The organism is Streptococcus sp. CF8_Ac1-9, assembly GCF_024295565.1.
GTDB lineage: Bacteria > Bacillota > Bacilli > Lactobacillales > Streptococcaceae > Streptococcus > Streptococcus parasanguinis_X.
Window position 1 is genome coordinate 1 of sequence record NZ_JANCOY010000004.1, and the last position, 20,145, is coordinate 20,145.

The following is a 20,145-nucleotide window of genomic DNA, read 5'->3' on the forward strand; positions in this document are numbered from 1 at the left end:
TTCTTAGTTGTTGGGTTGTAGTAGTTTACAACTTGAGCCGCAGTATTTTCAATATCCACACCACCAGGTACATCAGTTTTCACTGTTGTTGGGATGTCAAACTTGTAGTAACGGCCGAATTCGAATTTAGTTGTGTCGATCACTTGTGTGTTTTCTGCGTCGCCAAGTGACTTAGTGAAGCCATCTTTAAGGGTTGCAGTAATCACACCGTTGTTCACAGCGATATCGAATTTATCTGTTACTTCTGCGCCTGTTACTGAATCGTAAGCTTTGATCTTAGTAGAATCAAGATCCAACTTAGTTTCATCGTAGTCATCTGAGATTCCTACTGATTGGATGTTGTCCTTGTTAGATGCGTCGAATTTAGTTGTATCCAACCATACTTGGTAAACCAACTTGTCGCCACGTTTCACAGTCTTGGTATTCAAGTTTTGTTTTTCGTTGTTTGATGCATCGTCCGCATATGGGTTCGCATTTGTATCTGCGTACTTGTCTGCCAACTCTTTATCGTCATCAACGAGCTTGTCACCTGTGATATCGAATTTCTCTTCAGAAACAACGTATTTCTCTGGTTGGAACTTAGGTTCTTCTGGAGGACGAACAGTATTGTTGAACTCTTTATCAGCAGGATCTGTCACGTTTGTGATCAAGGCTTTCGCTGTACCATCATGACGAACTTCAACTGTAACGACAGCTTTCATTGTATCGTATGTAACGGTTGCGTCTGAGCCTTTAACTTCTTCTACTGTGTACTTGTAGGTACCTTCTTGACCCTTCTGGTATTTAAGGGCAGTGACAGTTTTACCAGCTTTATTGGTGTACTCTACTGGAGCAAACTTGATCTTACCAGCTTTGTCGTTGGTTGCAGTTGCGATCACAACATTGTCGCTGTCTTTCAACTCGAATGTAAATTCGCCAGCTTTAAGGTCGCGACCTTCCAATTTCTTAGTGAAGTTGAATTCAACTGAGATTGGAACACTGTTTACACGTTTTTCAGTTGGTTTGTTTGGTTTTTCAACAGTCTTACTTACTGGATTGTAGTAGTTAACAACTTGAGCTGCTTTGTTTTCAATATCGGCACCAGCTACAACATCGTCTTTCACTGTTGCTGGGATATCAAATTTATAGTAGCGTCCAAATTCAAACTTAGTAGTGTCAATGATTTGAGTGTTTTCAGCGTCGCCAAGTGACTTAGTGAAGCCTGCTTTCAGGTTCGCTGTCAGAACACCGTTGTTATCAGAGATATCGAACTTAGTTGTTACGTCTGCGCCAGTAACTGAATCGTAAACCTTGATGTCTGATGCAGTAACCGTCAATTTATCCTTGTCATAGTTATCTGTGATACCTACTGTTTGGATGTTATCTTTGTTATTTGCGTCAAACTTAGTTGTATCCAACCATACTTGGTAGTAAAGTTTTTGACCACGTTCAACTGTCTTAGTATTCAAGTTTTCATCTTCGTTGTTGGCAGTTGTATCAACATATGGGTTTGTATTTGTTTCACCATATTTATCTGTCAATTCAGAATCGTCATCAACGAGCTTCGTACCTGTGATATCAAATTTTGCTTTAGAAACAACGTATTTCTCTGGTTGGAACTTAGGTTCTGTTGGTGGAGTGACACGGTTGTTGAATTCTTTATCCGCAGGTTCTGTCACGTTTGTGATCAAAGCTTTCGCAGTACCATCATGACTTACTTTAACAGTTACCACTGCAGCCATTGTATCGTAAGTGACAGTTGAATCTGTACCCTTAACCTCTGTTACAGTGTACGTGTACGTACCTTCTTGACCCTTCTGGTATTTAAGGGCAGTGACAGTTTTACCAGCTTTGTTTGTGTAATCCACTGGAGTAAACTTGAAGTTACCGCTTGCGTCGTTGGTTGCAGTCGCAATCACAACATTGTCGCTGTCTTTCAACTCGAATGTGAATTCGTTAGCTTTAAGCTCACGACCTTCCAATTTCTTAGTGAAGTTAAATTCAACTGAGATTGGAACATTGTTGACACGTTTTTCAGTTGGTTTTTCAGGTTTTTCAACTTTCTTAGTCGTTGGGTTGTAGTAGTTTACAACTTGAGCCGCAGTATTTTCGATATCCGCACCAGCTACCACATCGTCTTTCACTGTTGTTGGGATGTCGAACTTGTAGTAACGTCCAAATGCGAATTTAGTTGTATCGATCACTTGTGTGTTTTCTGCATCGCCAAGTGACTTCGTGAAGCCAGCTTTCAAGTTAGCAGTGATCACACCGTTGTTGACAGCGATATCGAATTTATCTGTTACTTCTGCGCCTGTTACAGAGTCATAGGCTTTGATGTCAGCTTTATTAAGATTTAATTTAGCTTCATCATAGTTATCTGAGATACCAACTGTTTGGATGTTGTCCTTGTTAGCTGCATCAAATTTAGTTGTATCCAACCATACTTGGTAAACCAATTTAGAACCACGTTCAACAGTCTTGGTATTCAAGTTTTCTGCTTCGTTGTTTGATGCATCGTCCGCATATGGGTTCGCATTGGTATCTGCGTACTTGTCTGCCAACTCTCTATCATCGTCAACGAGCTTGTCACCAGTGATATCGTATTTTTCTTTAGAAACAACGTATTTCTCTGGTTGGAACTTAGGTTCTTCTGGAGGTGTTACACGGTTGTTGAATTCTTTATCAGCAGCATCTGTTACGTTGGCAACGATCGCTTTAGCAGTACCATCATGTGATACCACAACTTTAACAGTCGCAACCATTGTGTCGTATTTGACAGTTGCATCTGTACCAGGAGTTTCTTCAACTGTGTAGTTGTATGTCTTACCAAGATCATCACGACCGAATTCAAGAGTCTTGAAGACGATCTTACCAGCAGCGTCATTCTTCACGCGTTCAACTTCAACGCCGTCTTTCTTCAATACGAATTCGAATTCGTTCTTTTGAAGTTCACGACCTTCCAAACGTTTCGTGAAGTTCATTTCCACTGGAACTGGAACACTGTTGACACGTTTTTGTGTTGGCTTTTCAGGTTTTTCAACTGTCTTGCTTACTGGGTTGTAAACGTGAACTGTTTGGTTGGCTGTATTTTCAATATCAGCACCAGCTTTAACAGATTCTTTCACAGTTGCTGGAATATCAAATTTATAGTAACGTCCAAATTCGAACTTAGTTGTATCGATAACAGGAGCGTTTACTTTATCTTTGATAAATTCATCTTTAGAAGTTGCAGTGATGGTGCCGTTTTCAACTTTGATGTCGAATTTATTGGTTACTTCTGCACCAGTTACTGAATCGTATGCTTTGATGTCAGCTGCATTGACGTCCAATTTATCAGCGTCGTATGTATCAGATACACCAACGTATTGGATGTTGTTCGCTTCAGTAAATTTCGTAGTATCAAGCCATACTTGGTAAACCAATTTAGAACCACGTTTAACTGTCTTAGTATTCAAGTTTTCTGGTTCGTTGTTGGTTGTCTTGTCTACATATGGATCTGCATTTGTTTCAGTGTATTCATTTGTCAACTCATCGTCGTCATCCATCAACTTGTTACCAGTGATGTCATATTTCTCTTTAGAAACGACAAATTTTTCTGGTTGGAATTTTGGAGTTTCTGGAGGAGTAACTTTGTTGTTGAATTCTTTATCTGGAGTACCATCAGTAGCGTTACCATTGGCATCTTTACCACCTGTTGATGTCACGTTTGTAACAGTTGTCAATGAATGACCGTTCTTGGCAACTTCAACAGTCACTGTAGCCTTCATTTGGTCGTAAGTCATTCCAAATTCTTTGTTTGCCGGAATCACTTCTTCTACAGTATATGTGTGGGTACCAACTTTCGTATTGTCGAATGACAATTCTGAGAAGGTTACGTTACCGTCAGCATCATTTTTCACTGTTTCAACTTTGTTACCAGCAGCATCTTTCAATACGAAGCTGAATTCGCCTGCAGCCAATTTACGGCCAGCCAATTTCTTAGTGAAGTCAAACTTGGTCACAACTGGTGAAACCACATAGTTGTTGAATTCCGTGTCTTCAGGCATTGTAACAGCTGCGCTCAAGAGACCTGTAGCTGCATTTTTGGTTACATTAACGGTTACGACTGCATTCATTGAATCGTAGTCGATGTTTGTATCTGTTCCAGCTTTTTCACGTACAGTGTAAGTGTGTTTACCTACAGCGTTGTATTCAATCGCATCAAATGTGATAGATCCATCTGCTGCATTTTTCTTGGTTTGGATCACATTGCCATTTTCAAGCAATTCGAATGTGAAGGCATCCTTTGTAAGCTCTTTCCCTTCAAGACGTTTAGTGAACTTGAATTGAGCTTGAGCTGCAGCAGGTGTGAAGGTATTGTTGAACTCTGTATCTGTTGGAAGTGTGTTTGTTGCTTTAAGAACATGACCTTCCTTAGTAACAGTGATTGTTACTTCAGCTTTCATTGGGTCGTAAGTCATGCCAGTTTCTTTATTTTCTGGGATAACTTCTTCTACAGTGTACTTGTGAGTACCAACTTGAGTATTATCAAAGGTCAAATCATCAAAGGCTACAACACCTTGTTTAGTATTGGTCTTGGTTTGAAGAGTCTTACCATTTGAATCTTTCAATACAAAGCTGAATTCGCCTTCTTTCAACTCACGGCCTGCAAGGGCTTTGCTGAAGTCGAAACGAGTCTTAACTGGAGCTACTGCAAAGTTGTTAAACTCTGTATCTTCAGGCATTGTCACCTTAGCAGTCAAGACACCAGATGCAGCATCTTTCGTAACGTTAACTTTTACGACTGCATTCATATCATCGTAGTCGATGTTTGTATCTGTTCCAGCTACTTCACGTACAGTATAAGTGTGAGAACCTTCTTTATCGTAAGAAATCGCGTCGAATTGGATGGTTCCATCAGCCGCATTTTTCTTCGTTTGGATGACATTACCATTTTCAACCAATTCAAATGTGAAGGCATCCTTCGTGAGCTCTTTCCCTTCCAATTTCTTAGTGAACTTGAATTGAGCTTGTGTAGCAACAGGTGTGAAGGTATTGTTGAACTCAGTATCTGATGGAAGAGTGTTCGTTGCTTTAAGAACATGACCTTGCTTCGTAACAGTGATGGTTACTTCAGCTTTCATTGTATCGTAAGTCATACCAGTTTCTTTATTTTCTGGGATAACTTCTTCTACAGTATATTTGTGTGTACCAACTTGTGTGTTATCAAAAGTCAAATCATCAAAGGCTACAACACCTGCCTTAGTATTTGTCTTGGTTTGAATGACCTTACCATCTGAATCTTTCAATACAAAGCTAAATTCACCGGCTTTCAACTCACGACCTGCGAGAGCCTTGCTAAAGTCAAACTTAGTCTTAACTGGAGCTACAACGTAGTTGTTGAAGACTTTATCATCTGCACTTGAAGCAAATCCACCAGTACCACTGTATTTAACAGAAGCTTGCAAATCACCTTTAGAATTTTCAGTTACAGTAACAGTCATCTTAACTGTCATACCATCGTAATCGACGTTTGTATCTGCCCCTTTAACCTCAGTGATTGTGTAAGTGTAAGTACCAACTTTATTGAAGCTTAATTTACTAAATGTAGCTTTACCGTTTTTGTTAGTAACAGTTTCTTCATGTGAAGGAAGTGATTTGTTTTCATTGACTTCTTTAATCTTGAAGCTGAATTCACCATCAACAAGTACACGTCCTTCCAATTGTTTTTCAACTTCTGGAGTAACTGTTACAGGTTCTTGCTTCACGTAGTAATAAACAGGTTGTTTATACGGTGTCAAAGAGTTAAGCAAGTCAACGTTTGTACCGATACCATTTACTCCACGAACCAATTGTTCATTTGGAGAAAGGTGACCAATATTGTCTCCTAAGAATGGTACGAATACAGTTTTATATGGTGTATATCCAGCAGCTTTTTGGAAGTCAAATGGAACTTCTTTACCATTTGCATAGGTTACACCCTTGCTATCTGTGAAAGCTATGGTATGAAGTGGTGATTTCTTAACAGCTAATTCTTGTTTGTTGTAATCACCTGGTTTAATTGGTTTGGTTTCTGCTAGCAACATGTAGCCATCGGTGCTCAAGGTACCGTCAGAACGTTTGCTTTGTTGTTTTGGATCTAGAAGATAAACGCGAACAACTACAGTTCCATCTTCACCTACGATTTCTTTAATCCGTTTAATCCCTGCACGCTCAGCGTCCATAAATTTCGTACCAACAGTGTAAGGACGGCTTACATAACCTGATTGATCATTTGCATCAGCTGCTTGATACAATTTATAGCCATCAAATTGACGCTCTCCAGATGCTGTGAAGTTTTGCCCTTCCATAGCTTTAAGAGTGTACGAAGCTAAGTCTACTTCATTACCATTTGCTACGTAGTCTTGAACAGTTTTATCTGTTTTATTTGCGTTAAATGTTGGATTATTTTTATCAACTACTTTATAGTAAGTTGTTTTATTAACTGATGCTGGAATTTTGGCATTAGTATCCGTAATCGTACGACCGTTATAAGCTGGTTCTACAACGTTGATAATATCTGTTGATGTACGAGCAGCATAAACATCATCGTATAATTTTTTCTCATCCGGAGTAAGTTTATGTCCTGGAGCTACTAAAGCTTGGATACTTGCCCCAACTTCATACCCTAATTGGATGAATGGTTGGTCCGTTTTACCAGGGCCAGCTCCTGTACCTGGATCGTAATCAACTTGCCAAGTTAATTCTCCTCTAGATGCAGTAGCAGTAGTAGTGAATTTTTGAATACCACTAGAGGCCGTAATCTTTCTGGTTTCTACTACATTGCCAGTGTTTTTATCGATCAATTCAACAGTCGTATCTGTTGAGGCATCAAATCTCTTATAGGCACGTGTGTAGTAGTTTGTATGATAACGTTCATTGAAACGAGTAAGATCTACAATGCTATAAGTGTAGACATCGCCTTCTTTAGCAGCATATCCTGATGGTACTGTTTGTGAACGAACACTTGCACCGTTAGGATCCGTCATATCAGGTGTAGCAACTTCACCGTCTTTTAGGAAAGTTGCTACAGCAACCGGCTCACTATTATGGTCTGCAGTAGCACGACGGTTACGACGACGGTTACTTACTGCTAAAGCCCCTGCATTTGTACGCTCTGCATTAGCATTTGCTACAGCCGCAGCAGCATCTGTACTTGCTGCTGTTTCTGCTTGCGCAGATGCTTCTGTACCAGTGATCGGACCTGCTGGGCTTACAGTAGCTGAAAAAGTAGTCGTTCCTGCTGGTGTAGCTACTTCTTCTCTTGCAGCTGCTCTTTCTGAGCTTTCACCTGCTGCAGCACGAGTTGCAGTAGGTTGTGCTGTAGTAGGAACTGTGGTAGAAGCTGGTTTAGAGCTGGTTTCTGCCATTTTCGCTGTTGGTAGAACGATTTCTGGCAATGAACCAACGTTTAGTGGTTTTGAAGCTTCTTCAGTTTTTTTAGTTTCAGCTGGTGCTACTTTGTTTTCTGTAGCAGCTAGTGTTGCAGTTGCCTCAGCTTTTTCAATCGCTGAAGCTGGTGTTTCTGAAGTTGCAGCAGCAGTCCCAGAAAGGTCAATTTTTGGAACTGATCCCCCTTCCCCGTATGCCTTAGAAGCAACTGGTGCTTCTGCTTGACTTGACTCTGTTGTAGCAGGTTGTGCTGCTTCTGAAGCTGCTGTTCCCGCAGATTCAGAGGCTGCTGTTGCTTCATCCGCTGACGCAGATTGAGCTCCTGCAGCAAAGAGCGCTGTTCCTAAGAGAACAGAACAAACCCCAATGCTATATTTTCGTAAAGAAAAGCGTTGGCGTCTATTGAAAATATCCTTCATTTATAGGATCTCCTTTTTCATATTTCATGATTCCATGATACAAATAAAATTGTAACATCCTTGACATCAAGAGTCAATCTGTCGAAATAAAAATGTAACATTCTTGTTAAAATGTCATATTATACCACATATTTTTTAATATTTTGTGCCAAATTGTCACATTTTTTCCTATCCGGTTCACTTTTTTTACACTAAAAAAAGAATACGGGAAAACAGTGATTATTCTGTCTTCCTATACTCTTCTCTATGTTTATTTCACTTCTGAAATCAAACCAGTATCCACATCATACACAGCTCCTGAAATCACCACATCCTCTGGAATCAAAGGGGAAGCTTTCAAAATCTCCATATCTTCACGGACACTCTCTTCAATGTCTTGAAAGGGGAGGAAGTCGCGTTCTCCCACATCTACTCCCAGTTCTTTCTTTAGATGCTGCCGGAAAGCTTCGTTTTCAAAGGTCTGTGCGCCACAGTCTGTATGGTGCAAGACCACAATTTCACGGGTTCCCATTTGCTGCTGCGAAATGACCAAGGAGCGAATCATATCATCGGTCACGCGCCCTCCAGCATTCCGCAAAATATGGGCATCTCCAAGAGCCAGACCTAGTGCAGGCGCCACGTGAAGACGGGAATCCATACAGGTCACAATGGCGACTTGTGTTTTGGGCTTAATCGGAAGACGGAGGTCTCCATGTAGCGCCACATAAGCTTGGTTAGCTGTTAAAAAATTATCAAAATAAGACATGGTCTCTCCTTTATTCCTTTGAAATTCAAATCATCTATTATTTTACCACATCTCACTATTTCTGTCAGAAAGGATCTCCCGTCATCTGTCACATCTGAAAAAAGAGAGTGGGACAGAAATCGGTAATTCGTTAGAATTCGATTTCGTCGTCCCACCTCCGCACAGTTGAGCAGGGCTGTAAAAGCTGATGAAATCAGCGTAGTAGAGCCCACTCAACCACTGCGTCTTGCTCGATAATCCAAAAACAATTGAGAGGCTAGGACTTTTGTCCCAGCCTCTTTTCTTCTATTAAAATACTTTCTTCAAGACTTCAGCTAGTGTACTCACACCGACCACTTGGATACCTGATGGTGTCGTGATCCCCGTCAGAGAATTTTTAGGCACATAAATCTTGGTGAAACCGAGCTTAGCAGCTTCATTGATCCGTTGTTCGATCCGATTGACTCTGCGGACTTCTCCGGTCAAGCCCAACTCTCCAACGAAACACTCTTGCGGGTTGGTTGGCTTGTCCTTGTAGCTGGAAGCAATGGCTACGGCTACGGCTAAGTCGATAGCTGGCTCATCCAACTTGACACCACCTGCAGACTTGAGGTAGGCATCCTGATTTTGAAGGAGCAAACCCGCTCGTTTTTCTAGCACTGCCATGATGAGACTAGCTCGATTAAAATCAAGCCCCGTTGTCGTCCGCTTGGCATTTCCAAACATAGTTGGCGTCACCAAGGCCTGCACTTCAGCTAGAATTGGACGCGTCCCTTCCATGGTGACCACGATGGACGAGCCAGTCGCGCCATCCAGGCGCTCTTCCAGAAAGACCTGACTAGGATTGAGAACCTCGACCAAGCCACCTGATTGCATTTCGAAGATACCGATCTCATTGGTCGAGCCAAAGCGGTTCTTGACCGCTCTCAGAATCCGGAAGGTATGGTGGCGCTCGCCCTCAAAGTAGAGCACCGTATCCACCATGTGTTCCAGCATCCGAGGTCCTGCCAAGGTTCCTTCCTTGGTCACATGGCCAACAATAAAGATGGCGATGTTATTGGTCTTGGCCAGCTGCATGAGCTCAGCCGTTACCTCACGTACCTGAGAGACCGACCCCTGCACCCCTGAAATCTCAGGAGACATAATGGTCTGGATGGAGTCAATGATCAGAAAATTAGGTTGGATGCGTTCCACCTCTGCTCGCACGCTCTGCATATTGGTCTCGGCATAGAGATAAAACTCACTGTCGATATCTCCCAAGCGCTCTGCACGGAGTTTGATCTGCTGGGCCGACTCCTCCCCACTGACATAGAGAACCGTTCCCACTTGAGACAACTGGGTTGATACTTGTAAGAGAAGGGTCGATTTCCCAATCCCTGGATCCCCACCGATGAGGACGAGACTCCCTGGGACCACTCCTCCACCGAGTACACGGTTGAATTCCTCCATCTCGGTCTTGGTCCGATGGACATTGATAGAGGTCACATCCGCCAGTTTCATGGGTTTGGTCTTTTCACCCGTCAAGGACACCCGTGCATTCTTGACCTCTGCAACCTCAACCTCCTCGACAAAAGAAGACCAAGACCCACAGTTTGGACAGCGCCCTAAATACTTGGGGGAATTGTAGGCACAATTTTGACAAATAAATGTCGTTTTTTTCTTAGCGATGATAAACCTCTTTCTAAATCTCTATGTCACACTCAATCACTTGGCAAAAATCAATCTTCTCATTTGGCACAAACTGGCGCATGAGCATTCCGTGAGTTACAATGATAATATTTTTATAATTTTTATATTTTTCCAAAGCTCTTAAAAAACGATGACGCATCTCTAGATCAGTTTCATAGCGATAAGGAGAATCTTCAGATAAAGCTCCTTGATATTTTAGATAATATTCATGAGCTACCAATACACTAGTTAAATCAGAGTTAGTGCCATCTAAGTCTGGACGCCACTCATGAAAAAACGGCTCCACAAACAAGTCCAATCCTGTTTCAACTGCTATATAATGTGCTGTTTCTAAGGCCCTCGTCACAGACGATGAAATAATAATCTCTGCCTTTCCAAAACATGCAGTTTTAGCAACTTCTTTTGCCAGACTGCGACCTTTTCCTGTCAATGGTGCTAAATCACGACCAAAACCACTATAGAGTTGCGGATTTTCAATTTTATCAAGCATACTATAATCTGGCTCCCCGTGACGGACAAAGATAATCTTCATATTAAGATCCCCATAAAACTATCCAATCTTGATTCCGCAATCTTGCCACTGCTTCAGTGTTTTAGAGAATTTCTTCTGGTTGGCAACTCCGACAGCAGACAAATCGACAGAAACCTGATAATTCTCCTTGACAGCTGCCAAAACGGAAGCCTTGACACAGCCATTGCCATCCACCCCTATAAACTCTATGCTTTTAGCACCGTTTCCCTCTAAAAAATCTTTTAAATCTGGATTAGTAAAGCAAGAAGCCCGACGCTTCTCAAAAATACGAGAAGATACAACCAGCAAGCCGGTCGTAAATTTCTTCTTTCTATCTTTTCTCTCCCAGAAAAAACGATTGAGAATATAGATAACTCGTTCGCTAGGATAGGTAGCAATTTTGTCATTTACAGCTGCAGTCAGTTCTTCATGATATGCTTTTCCTACAGCAACATAATCTGACTGCATGTCTACAACTAATAAATAGTCTGCCATTTTATTCCTCTATTTCCCTGTCGAACCAAATCCACCAGTACGCACGCCGTCTGCTTCATCTCCATCGGCAATCAAGAATGGTGCAAAGACAGCCTGAACCACACGTTCACCAACTTCAAGAACAACTTCCTGGTCGGTAATATTTTTCATCTGAGCAAAGATATGGCCTTCATTTCCTGGATTGCCATAGTAGTCTCCATCAATGACCCCCACAGAGTTGATCAAGACCAGGCCTTTTTTGCGAGGGTTGGACGAGCGATCGTAAAGATAAAGCACTTCACCCGCTTGCATATAGGCCTTGACCCCAGTTGGCACGAGGACGATTTCCCCTGGAGCAATCACCGTGCGCTCTGCCACCTTTAAGTCGTAACCAGCCGCGTGGGCCGTTTCCCGTTTTGGCAGTAAGTCCTGATTGGTATAGCTTGATACAAGCTCAAATCCGCGAATTTTTGTCATCATAATTCCTCTTTTATCTAAATAGTTTCCATCTCTTCTATTATACCATCACTTTGCCCTAGCGTCTCCCCTATACTACTATTCGTATTTTTTGAGTAAAAACCTCCTTTTTCACCTTCATTATTTGTAAATTATATGATACTTTCATGGTTGTTTTCTAAAAGAAAGTGAAAGTTAATGAAACAGCTTAAAAACACCTAATTTCACCGATTTTAGCTTGAAGCCAATTATTATTTTTGCTATAATTCCCTGTGTAGGGAATAATTTTAAAAGTAAAATATTTTACCCTATAAAATTATTTAATGGAGGTCGTGTCTCAGCACTCAATTCTAATTACCAACAGATAGGATTTGAAAGGTCCATATCGTTAAAAGTAATCAGGTATTGATGATTAGGCACTAATTTTTTTATGAAAAGGGAAGATAAGATGAAGAATAGGAATATCAAAATTTTCTCATTTGTCCTTTGTTTAGTGGCCATGCTTTTCGCTTTAGGTCTGAATCGCACTTCAGCAGAAACTCCTGGAGTGACAGTAAGCGGAAAATTGGTCGATACAATCAAAAATATCAAAGTTACCAATAATGAAGGTGGCAACCTTGATTGGGAATTAGGACAATGGGCAACATTTCGTATCAATGCTGATTTCGACTTAGCTGGTAAGAATGTCAAAAAAGGTGATACGACTGATCTCACCGTTCCAGATGCTTTGATCATTACGTCGCAAAGTTTTGAAATTCGTGATGTCAATACGAATGAGGTCATTGCCCACGCAACGGTTGACAAAGACAATAAGAAATTGTCATTGACTTACACTGACTATGTCGAAAAACACTCAGATACCCAGGGATCCTTCTTCTTCTATGCGCGGATCGACTTTAAGAAACACCCTCAACAAGGGGAAGTCCCTGTTGAAATTACCGTCAATGGAGAAACCAAGATCGGCGGGAAGGTTACCTTTAAAGGAGTCGGAGACGGTAACCCAACTCCATTATCAAAAACTAGTTGGGTGAATGACAACGACCATAAAACAGTCACCTATACTATTTCTGTTAATAAAAGTAAACAAAATATCAAAGAAGTCACTATTGAAGATCATTTGAGATTTACAAATGCTTCCTATGTAAAAGACAGCATCAAAGTCATCAAAGGGAAGTTCTCATTTGAAGCAGGTGAATGGGTCTTTTCAAATCGTGTTGATGTAACGGATCAACACCCTGTTACCATCAGTGAAGATGGTCAATCTTTTGTTGTCAATCTGGGGGACATTAGCGAAAACGATCAATATCGGATTGATTATGATGTTCGCTTAAATTACGAGCCTGTAGACGGGGAACTTCTTAAAAACGATGCTACCCTTAAAGGAAAGCAGTTTGAAACAAAAGATGTGACAAACACAGCCGCTGTCCAAGTCGCAGGAGGATCTGGTGTCGGTTATGTCTTTACAATTCATGTCCACAAGGTAAACGATGAAAGTCAGCCACTTGCTGGAGCTAAGTTTAAAATCGTTCGTCAAGCCAACAACCAAGTGATTGGGGAATACGTTACAGATGAGAACGGAGATATTACGGTTAATGCGCTCTTAAAAGATAAATACATCTTAACAGAAACCGAGGCCCCTGCGGGTTATACGATCAAGGAGGCTGACACCGTCGTAAATGCTGAAGATTTTGGTAAGGATCATAAGGTTACGAAGACGATCGTCAATCCAAAAGAACAGACAACGACTACGACAACCACTACAACTACTACTACGACAACAACCTCTACAACGACTCAAGAGCCGACAACAACTACTACGACGACTCAAGAGCCAACAACGACTACGACAACAACTGAGGAACCTACACCTACTACCACTACAACAACTCCAGAGTCAACAACAACTTCAACAACAACTGAAGAACCTACAACAACGACTACGACGACTCAAGAGCCAACAACTACAACAACGACGACAGAAGGTCCAAAACCTACGCCGACTACGACAACAACTACAACGACGACTACAACCACGTCTGAAAAACCAGTGCCGACTCCAACGACCACTACGACAACAACTCCAGAAGGGCCAACAACGAATACGACCAAACCTGGTAACCCAGATGATTCTGGCACCACAACTTCAAACGGAGGTCGCAAGACATTCCTGCCAAAAACAGGTGAAGCAGTCGCTACTGGTGTCATCTTGATCGGTGTTGCTATCCTATCAGGAGCCGTCATCTTGAAACGCAAGATTTCTAATAACTAATCGTTTGCATTGCGGATCATATAAAAAAAGATCGCATCCCATTGGATGCGATCCTTTTTTGTGTTGATCACAGTTTTTGATACTCTCACACCTTATTGTCCTTCATTACTTCTGCTTCGTCTCATTTGAATGACGAGGTAAGCAACAGAAACAATAGATAGCAAGGCACCCAGGATCACGCCTTTTTGTCTAAAGACGAATTCAACCTTATGATTTCCCTTTGAGATTGGGAAGGATAAGAATGCATTCCATGCTTTTTCGGTTTTGACAAACTTCCCATCCACTTTCACTTTCCAGCCATCGCTGTATGGAATGGAAGTCATCATATAGTTACTATCATCTGTGATAGACACATCGCCAACAATATGGGTATTTGAAAACTTGGTTACTTGTAAACCTTGTTTCTTCCGGTTTTCTAATACCTGTTGAATCTGATCAACGTCGGCGCGATAAACACCTGCATTGCTCATATCGATGTGATCTGTTCTAAATCTAAATTCAATAACGGTTTCTTGGTTTTCAGTTTGATCTGTCAACTGCCAAATTTGTCTTTGCGTGAAAATTTTAGCATTGAGCAACCATTTATTATTGAGTAAAACCGAGTAATCTTGGTTTTGGATCAAAGATACAGGAGTAAAGAAATAATAGGTGTAATTGGTACGTGGAGTGACCTTATAACGAATAATGGCATCTTTTGACGAATCCGCTCTCTTATAGATGGCTTCTCCCGTTTCCTTATTAACCTTTTCTTCGATCACATTTTCTGTCTCGATCGAGCTGAACGCCAAGGGTTTAAAGTACTCAACGGTATCATTATTGGCCTTTTGATGCCCCTCCATGGAGTTCAAAATGATATTCTGGTTAGCAAAGGCATTATTGGCACCAAATTGAATATTTCTTACCAGGCTGTTAGTCCCGTATGCAAGTGGGAAGGAATTTGGATTCTTATAGACGACATAACGCTTGTCCTCATAGACCTTGTCTGTGAAATAGCGATGCAGATCAAAGCGGTCTGTAAATCGATAAAAATACATCTTATCTGGATTGGCTTCAATCTCTTTGGGATCAAAATCCTTGGCACTCATAAAGTAACGAACACCATATAATGCATCTGTCAAAGGTGTCCCATTTGAATATTGAGTCGCCGCATTGACACCCAGATCTCCCATGAAAGCAAAGTGATCCATGGTGCTACGTTCCAAACTCGAGCTAAAGGTACTTAGACCCGGATAGGACACCAAAGAAGGAACTGTTCTGGAATAAGCAAAATCTGTGGCAATCCGATAGAATTTTTGATCTGCATTTTCTTGGATATTGTCTGTCACGCGCTTGACCGAAACGGTCGCATCTGCAAACTTGTGCACATCATCATACCCAAATGTTACTTGGGACAAATAGGCATTATAGCCAAACTCAAAGATTGTGAGCACAGATACGACAATCATGGATAAACGTGAGATCTTAAAGTTTAGGATAAAGAGAATGCTCAGGTAGAGCATCGCTGTAATCCCCACTTGCGACAAGAGATAGCCTGTCTTTAATAAGACAGCAGCTAGCACTAAGATGACCGCTGCTAGAGCCATTCGAATCATTTTTTCCAATTGGCTCTTCTGAGATTTTTCCCAATACGCATAGAAGATGAAGCAGGTCACCGCTGCTATTCCCAGAACACTTAGAATAGAGAACTTAGAGAGGAAACGGCTGATCGCTTGCGGTTGAGTCTTTGAGATAAAACTATACTGATGGAAATAGAGATAAACTACCGACAAGAGCAAGCCCAAACCGATGATGCAGTTGGTTCGTTTGGAAATAACGATCTTCTGCTTCATCGCTTGATAAGCTAGGACTAGCATAAAGAATGAAAACAGCCAAGAAAAACGGAAGAAGAAACCGGCTGGGTTTTGTCCCATATGCCATATCTTACTGACAAATTCATTGACAAAGGAAATCAGGAAAATAAGGGTAACAATCCCTGCAGCCCATTTTTTGGCTTTTCCAACTTTTTGCGATAGGAAATAAAAGATAAAACCAAGAAAGCCGAGCGCTCCAATATAAATATTGGGAAGGTTGGGACCCGCTGACCATCCTGAGGTTGTATCAAAGCCACCAACAACCAACTTAGAAAGAATATCTAAGGGGTTAATTTGGAAGGCAAATGAGAAGCTCATGCCTCCGCCAACTTGCCCCTTACTTTCAATCAGGTTGAAAAATACAGGTAAGAGCAAGACTGAGGCTGTCGCAATCCCAATAATCGAATAGATCACTGCTTGTAGTAAAGGGATACTAAAGTTTTTAATTTTTGTCTTCAGATCTCCCTCAATCAGCAGTCTTGGTGATACATAGTAGCAGGCATACAGAGCGATGAAAATGGAGATCATATAGCCCATGTAAAACTGAAGCAAGACCGTCAATCCCAGAGCAAAAGCATAGCGATAAGGAGATTTCCCATCTAATAATTCTTCCAAATACACAATCACAATTGGCAGCATGATCATGGCATCATAGAAGATGACGTTCATCTGATAGGAAACCAACATCCCTGACAAGGCATAGGCTGTCGAGAATAATGGAACCAACCATTTTCTAGATTCTAATCCTTTGTAGCGCTTGATTAAAAGGAAAGCAAAGGATAGACCGATTGCCCCGTAGCGGAGCCAAATAGTTAAAAATACTGCTGCCCCAAAATATTTGAGGGGAGCTAGAATGTAGATGATGTTGAAGGGGCTCATTAAATAGTAGCCGAGCACACCGATCATATCTCCACCAAGAGACTTGGTGAAAGAATAACTCAAACTAGATAGATCCCCCGTCAAGATGGCATTTTTTAGCAAGCCAAAGAAACTGATATATTGCTGTCCAAAGTCAACAGCCATCAGACTCTTACTCCCAAAAGGATACATCCCTATAAAAGCCCACACAATGAGCATGATGGTCATTGGGAGCAGGGCACTTGCAGCATAGAGAACTTTCTTTGGATGTTTTTTCCAAAACTCTTGCCAACGCATGAACCAGATTAACATGTTTTCTCCTATCTTCTTTAGCCGATATGATTTTTCTTCGCTTGTTCGATATTGGTCTCTTCAATGATGAAATGAGGACGACGCTTCACTTCGTAATAGATCTTGCCAATATACTCTCCAAGAATTCCGATGAAGATGAGTTGCACTCCGCTAAATAATATAATAGCCGCAATCGTTGTGAAATAACCACTCACATAATTCCCAGCAGCGAAGATATATTTCATCAACTCAAAAACTAGATATAAAAGAGCCAGCCCTAAACAGATGAAACCGAATTGAATACAAACACGGAGAGGACGGTCATTAAAAGAAATAATTCCTTGAATCGCATAATTCAAAGATTTCTTAAAACCAAACTTGCTCTTTCCAGCCTTACGGGTTTCATTCTTATAAGGAATTACTTTCTCTTTAAAACCAATCCATTCATACAAACCTTTATTAAAGCGATTGTACTCTGGCATTGACACAAAGGCTTCCATGGCTTTTCGGCTAAGCAGTCTTAATTCAGATTTTCCATCTGTTAGATGCACATCCATGGAACGATTTGACAAGAAGTAAAACAAACGTGCAAAGGAACTTCCTACAAAAGATTCTCCTTCACGAGTTCGTTGGCCACTAACAATATCATAGCCCTCATTATAAGCTTCTAAGAATAAGGGAATCAAGTATGGTGGATGCTGGAGATCCCCGTCCATGACCATAACCGCATCCCCACTGGCATATTTAAAACCAGCCAAGATACCGCTCTCTCGTCCAAAATTTCGACTGAAACGGATATATTTGATGCGGTCGTTTTCTCTTGCAAATTCTTCAATTAACTCAAAGGTCTTGTCACTACTTCCATCATCGATGTAGAGAATTTCATAATCAGAGAGCTCTTTCCCTAGCATTTGCTCAAGCTGATTAGAAATTTCACGATGGGTTTGAGGAAGTACCAGCTCCTCATTCAAGAGGGTTATTAAGATTGATAATTTCATCCCTTTTCTCCATAATACATTCCCAAAAAAGAGAGAGCTCATGCTCTCCCCTTATGTAGAAACTCATTGTTTATTTAATAGACAATTTTCGTTTCAATACGACTGCACCTGCTAACACAAAGGCTCCTGAGAATACAAATCCAGTTGCTGCAACTTCACCTGTATTAGGAAGAAGCGCTTTACGCCCTCCTCCATTGTTTCCACCTTTTGGTCCTGGTTTTCCAGTTGTGGTCGTCGTGGTTGATTCTTCACTTCCTGGAGTCACCGGTTTCTCTGGTGTTGTCGTGGTGGTTGTTGTCGGCTCTTCTGTTGTTGTGGTTGTAGTTGTTGTTGGCTCTACAGTAGTCGTCGTAGTCGTTGACTCTCCTGTTGTTGTGGTTGAAGTAGTCGTTGACTCTCCTGTTGTTGTGGTTGTAGTAGTCGTCGGCTCTTCTGTTGTTGTAGTTGAAGTAGTCGTCGGCTCTTCTGTTGTCGTGGTTGAAGTAGTCGTTGGCTCTTCTGTTGTCGTAGTTGTAGTAGTCGTCGGCTCTTCTGTTGTCGTGGTTGTAGTAGTCGTCGGCTCTTCTGTTGTCGTAGTTGTAGTAGTCGTCGGCTCTGCAGTAGTCGTTGTGGTTGTCGTTGGCTCTGCAGTAGTCGTTGTGGTTGTCGTTGGCTCTGCAGTAGTCGTTGTAGTGGTTGTTGGCTCTGCAGTTGTTGTTGTCGTTGTTGTTGGCTCTGCAGTAGTCGTTGTTGTTGTTGTTGTCGTTGGCTCTTCTGTTGTTGTTGAAGTAGTTGTTGTTGGCTCTTCTGTTGTTGTTGAAGTAGTCGTTGTTGGCTCTTCTGTTGTTGTTGTTGAAGTAGTCGTTGTTGTTGTTGTTGTTGTAGTTGTTGTTGTAGTTGTTGTAGTCTTTTGGTCTACAATAGTTTTAGCAACTGGAGCTTTTGGTGTTGTGAATTCACCAGCTTCAACTACAGTATCAGCTGCCAACTCATAACCTTCTGGAGCTTTGATTTCTTTGATGATGTATTTGTCACGCAAGATGTTCTTAACAGTGAACTCACCATTAGCATCTGTATCAAACTCACCGATGATATCTTGGTTAGTTGCACGGATAACTTGGAATTTCGCACCTTTAAGTGGAGCACCGTTTTCGTCTACTTTTTTCACTTGAATGCTAAATTCGTAACCGACACCTTCACCACCAGCGATTTGGATGTTTACTTTACTATTTGAAGGGTACTCCTCTTTGTTATCACCTTTGATTGTCGCTGTATTCTTAATTTGTTCGCCGTCAACAGTTTCATAGTTAGCAACTGCTTCATATTCTACTGCAAAGTGATCGTTAGCAGAAATATTACCAAAGTCAATAGAGAATGACTTATCTGTTGCATTTACTGTATAGTTAGCAGTAACGTCTTGTTTATTTGTAAGCGTCCATTTACCACCACTGTATACCCAAGTACCTTTGAAGATTTTGAAACTGCCAGCTTTGTAGGTAACCCCTGCTGATGCTATTGAATCTGAAAGGACTGCATTGTTGATTGCTTCGTTAGTTCTGTTTACAGAGATACGGAATCCAAGGTTTTTGTGATCTCCATTATCCCAACCAGATTTGATGATTGTGTAACGTTTACCTTCACCAACTGTTGTACTTGTTACTTTACCGTTGAATTTTACATTACCGTTAACAGAAACCTTAACAGGAACTTCACCATCATTTGGGAATTTATCTTTGTTAACACCAGCGTAGAAGAAGAATGAACCTGAAACGTCATTTTTCGTTTGAGCGAAATCTGTGAATGTCAAGACAATCTTACCAGTTTTTGCATCAACTTTTGCATCGGCAATCTTTTTACCAGTGATTGTATCGTTGATTTCAAAATCCTGAGACTTGATATCGATTGGTCCATCGATAGTGACTTCAGTTGTATCCCCTGCTTTAACATTTTTTCCTTCTAAAGCAAATTTTGCATTCAGACGGAAAGTGTCATAACGACCTAGACCGGTTGCTAATTCTTCACCTTTGCTATTTTGGATCTTGATCTCCGTGATGACATCGACTTTTTTAGACGTTTCCGCCTGTACAGTTTTAGAAAAAAGTGTCAATGACACAATCAATAGCGAACAAACTATTGACAAATAAACTGCTAACTTTTTCATTTTTTCTCCCTTTCTAGGCTGATTTTTTATAAATCAACGCATATAATATAGCAAAACATAGTGAGAAAGTCAAGATT

10 protein-coding genes are annotated in these 20,145 nt (G+C 41.2%); 1 reads left to right on the top strand and 9 read right to left on the bottom strand.

Going from position 1 to position 20,145, the window contains the following annotated elements:
- The 6 genes from NML76_RS07240 to NML76_RS07265 form a co-directional block, all read right to left on the bottom strand.
- Nucleotides 1-7,808, bottom strand: a 7,808-nt coding sequence (locus NML76_RS07240) for an FctA domain-containing protein (protein WP_254733180.1), incomplete at its 3' end; no start/stop codon positions are given.
- A 250-nt stretch (nt 7,809-8,058) separates the two neighbouring features.
- Nucleotides 8,059-8,553 carry a carbonic anhydrase gene (locus NML76_RS07245; RefSeq protein ID WP_070664844.1) on the bottom strand — a complete coding sequence of 165 codons (495 nt, stop codon included), beginning with the start codon at nt 8,551-8,553 and terminating at the stop codon, nt 8,059-8,061.
- A gap of 288 nt (nt 8,554-8,841) precedes the next feature.
- Nucleotides 8,842-10,203 (bottom strand): DNA repair protein RadA, encoded by a 1,362-nt coding sequence (gene radA / locus NML76_RS07250; RefSeq protein WP_324252727.1) that lies wholly within the window; start codon nt 10,201-10,203, stop codon nt 8,842-8,844.
- 10 nt (nt 10,204-10,213) lie between these two features.
- A complete protein-coding gene (locus NML76_RS07255; protein ID WP_195623598.1) occupies nt 10,214-10,753 on the bottom strand; it encodes a histidine phosphatase family protein in 540 nt (179 codons plus the stop codon).
- Between the two features lie 18 nt (nt 10,754-10,771).
- Nucleotides 10,772-11,227 carry an isochorismatase family protein gene (locus tag NML76_RS07260; RefSeq protein WP_049491772.1) on the bottom strand — a complete coding sequence of 152 codons (456 nt, stop codon included), beginning with the start codon at nt 11,225-11,227 and terminating at the stop codon, nt 10,772-10,774.
- A gap of 9 nt (nt 11,228-11,236) precedes the next feature.
- On the bottom strand, nt 11,237-11,683 hold the full coding sequence (locus NML76_RS07265; protein ID WP_023919767.1) for a dUTP diphosphatase: 447 nt from the start codon (nt 11,681-11,683) through the stop codon (nt 11,237-11,239).
- 427 nt (nt 11,684-12,110) lie between these two features.
- Between NML76_RS07265 and NML76_RS07270 the strand changes: the two genes are divergently transcribed.
- Nucleotides 12,111-13,931: an LPXTG cell wall anchor domain-containing protein gene (locus NML76_RS07270; protein WP_023919769.1), complete on the top strand. Its 1,821-nt coding sequence runs from the start codon at nt 12,111-12,113 to the stop codon at nt 13,929-13,931.
- 92 nt (nt 13,932-14,023) lie between these two features.
- Here the strand turns inward: NML76_RS07270 and NML76_RS07275 are convergent, their stop codons facing one another.
- From NML76_RS07275 to NML76_RS07285, 3 genes are all read right to left on the bottom strand, one after another.
- The gene (locus tag NML76_RS07275; RefSeq protein WP_254733182.1) at nt 14,024-16,951 is read right to left on the bottom strand and encodes a YfhO family protein; all 2,928 of its coding nucleotides are present in this window, start codon (nt 16,949-16,951) and stop codon (nt 14,024-14,026) included.
- A gap of 17 nt (nt 16,952-16,968) precedes the next feature.
- Nucleotides 16,969-17,928, bottom strand: a complete 960-nt coding sequence (locus NML76_RS07280) for a glycosyltransferase family 2 protein (protein ID WP_023919773.1) — start codon at nt 17,926-17,928, stop codon at nt 16,969-16,971.
- 70 nt (nt 17,929-17,998) lie between these two features.
- A complete protein-coding gene (locus NML76_RS07285) occupies nt 17,999-20,068 on the bottom strand; it encodes an Ig-like domain-containing protein (protein WP_254733184.1) in 2,070 nt (689 codons plus the stop codon).
- Between the last annotated feature and the right edge of the window lie 77 nt (nt 20,069-20,145).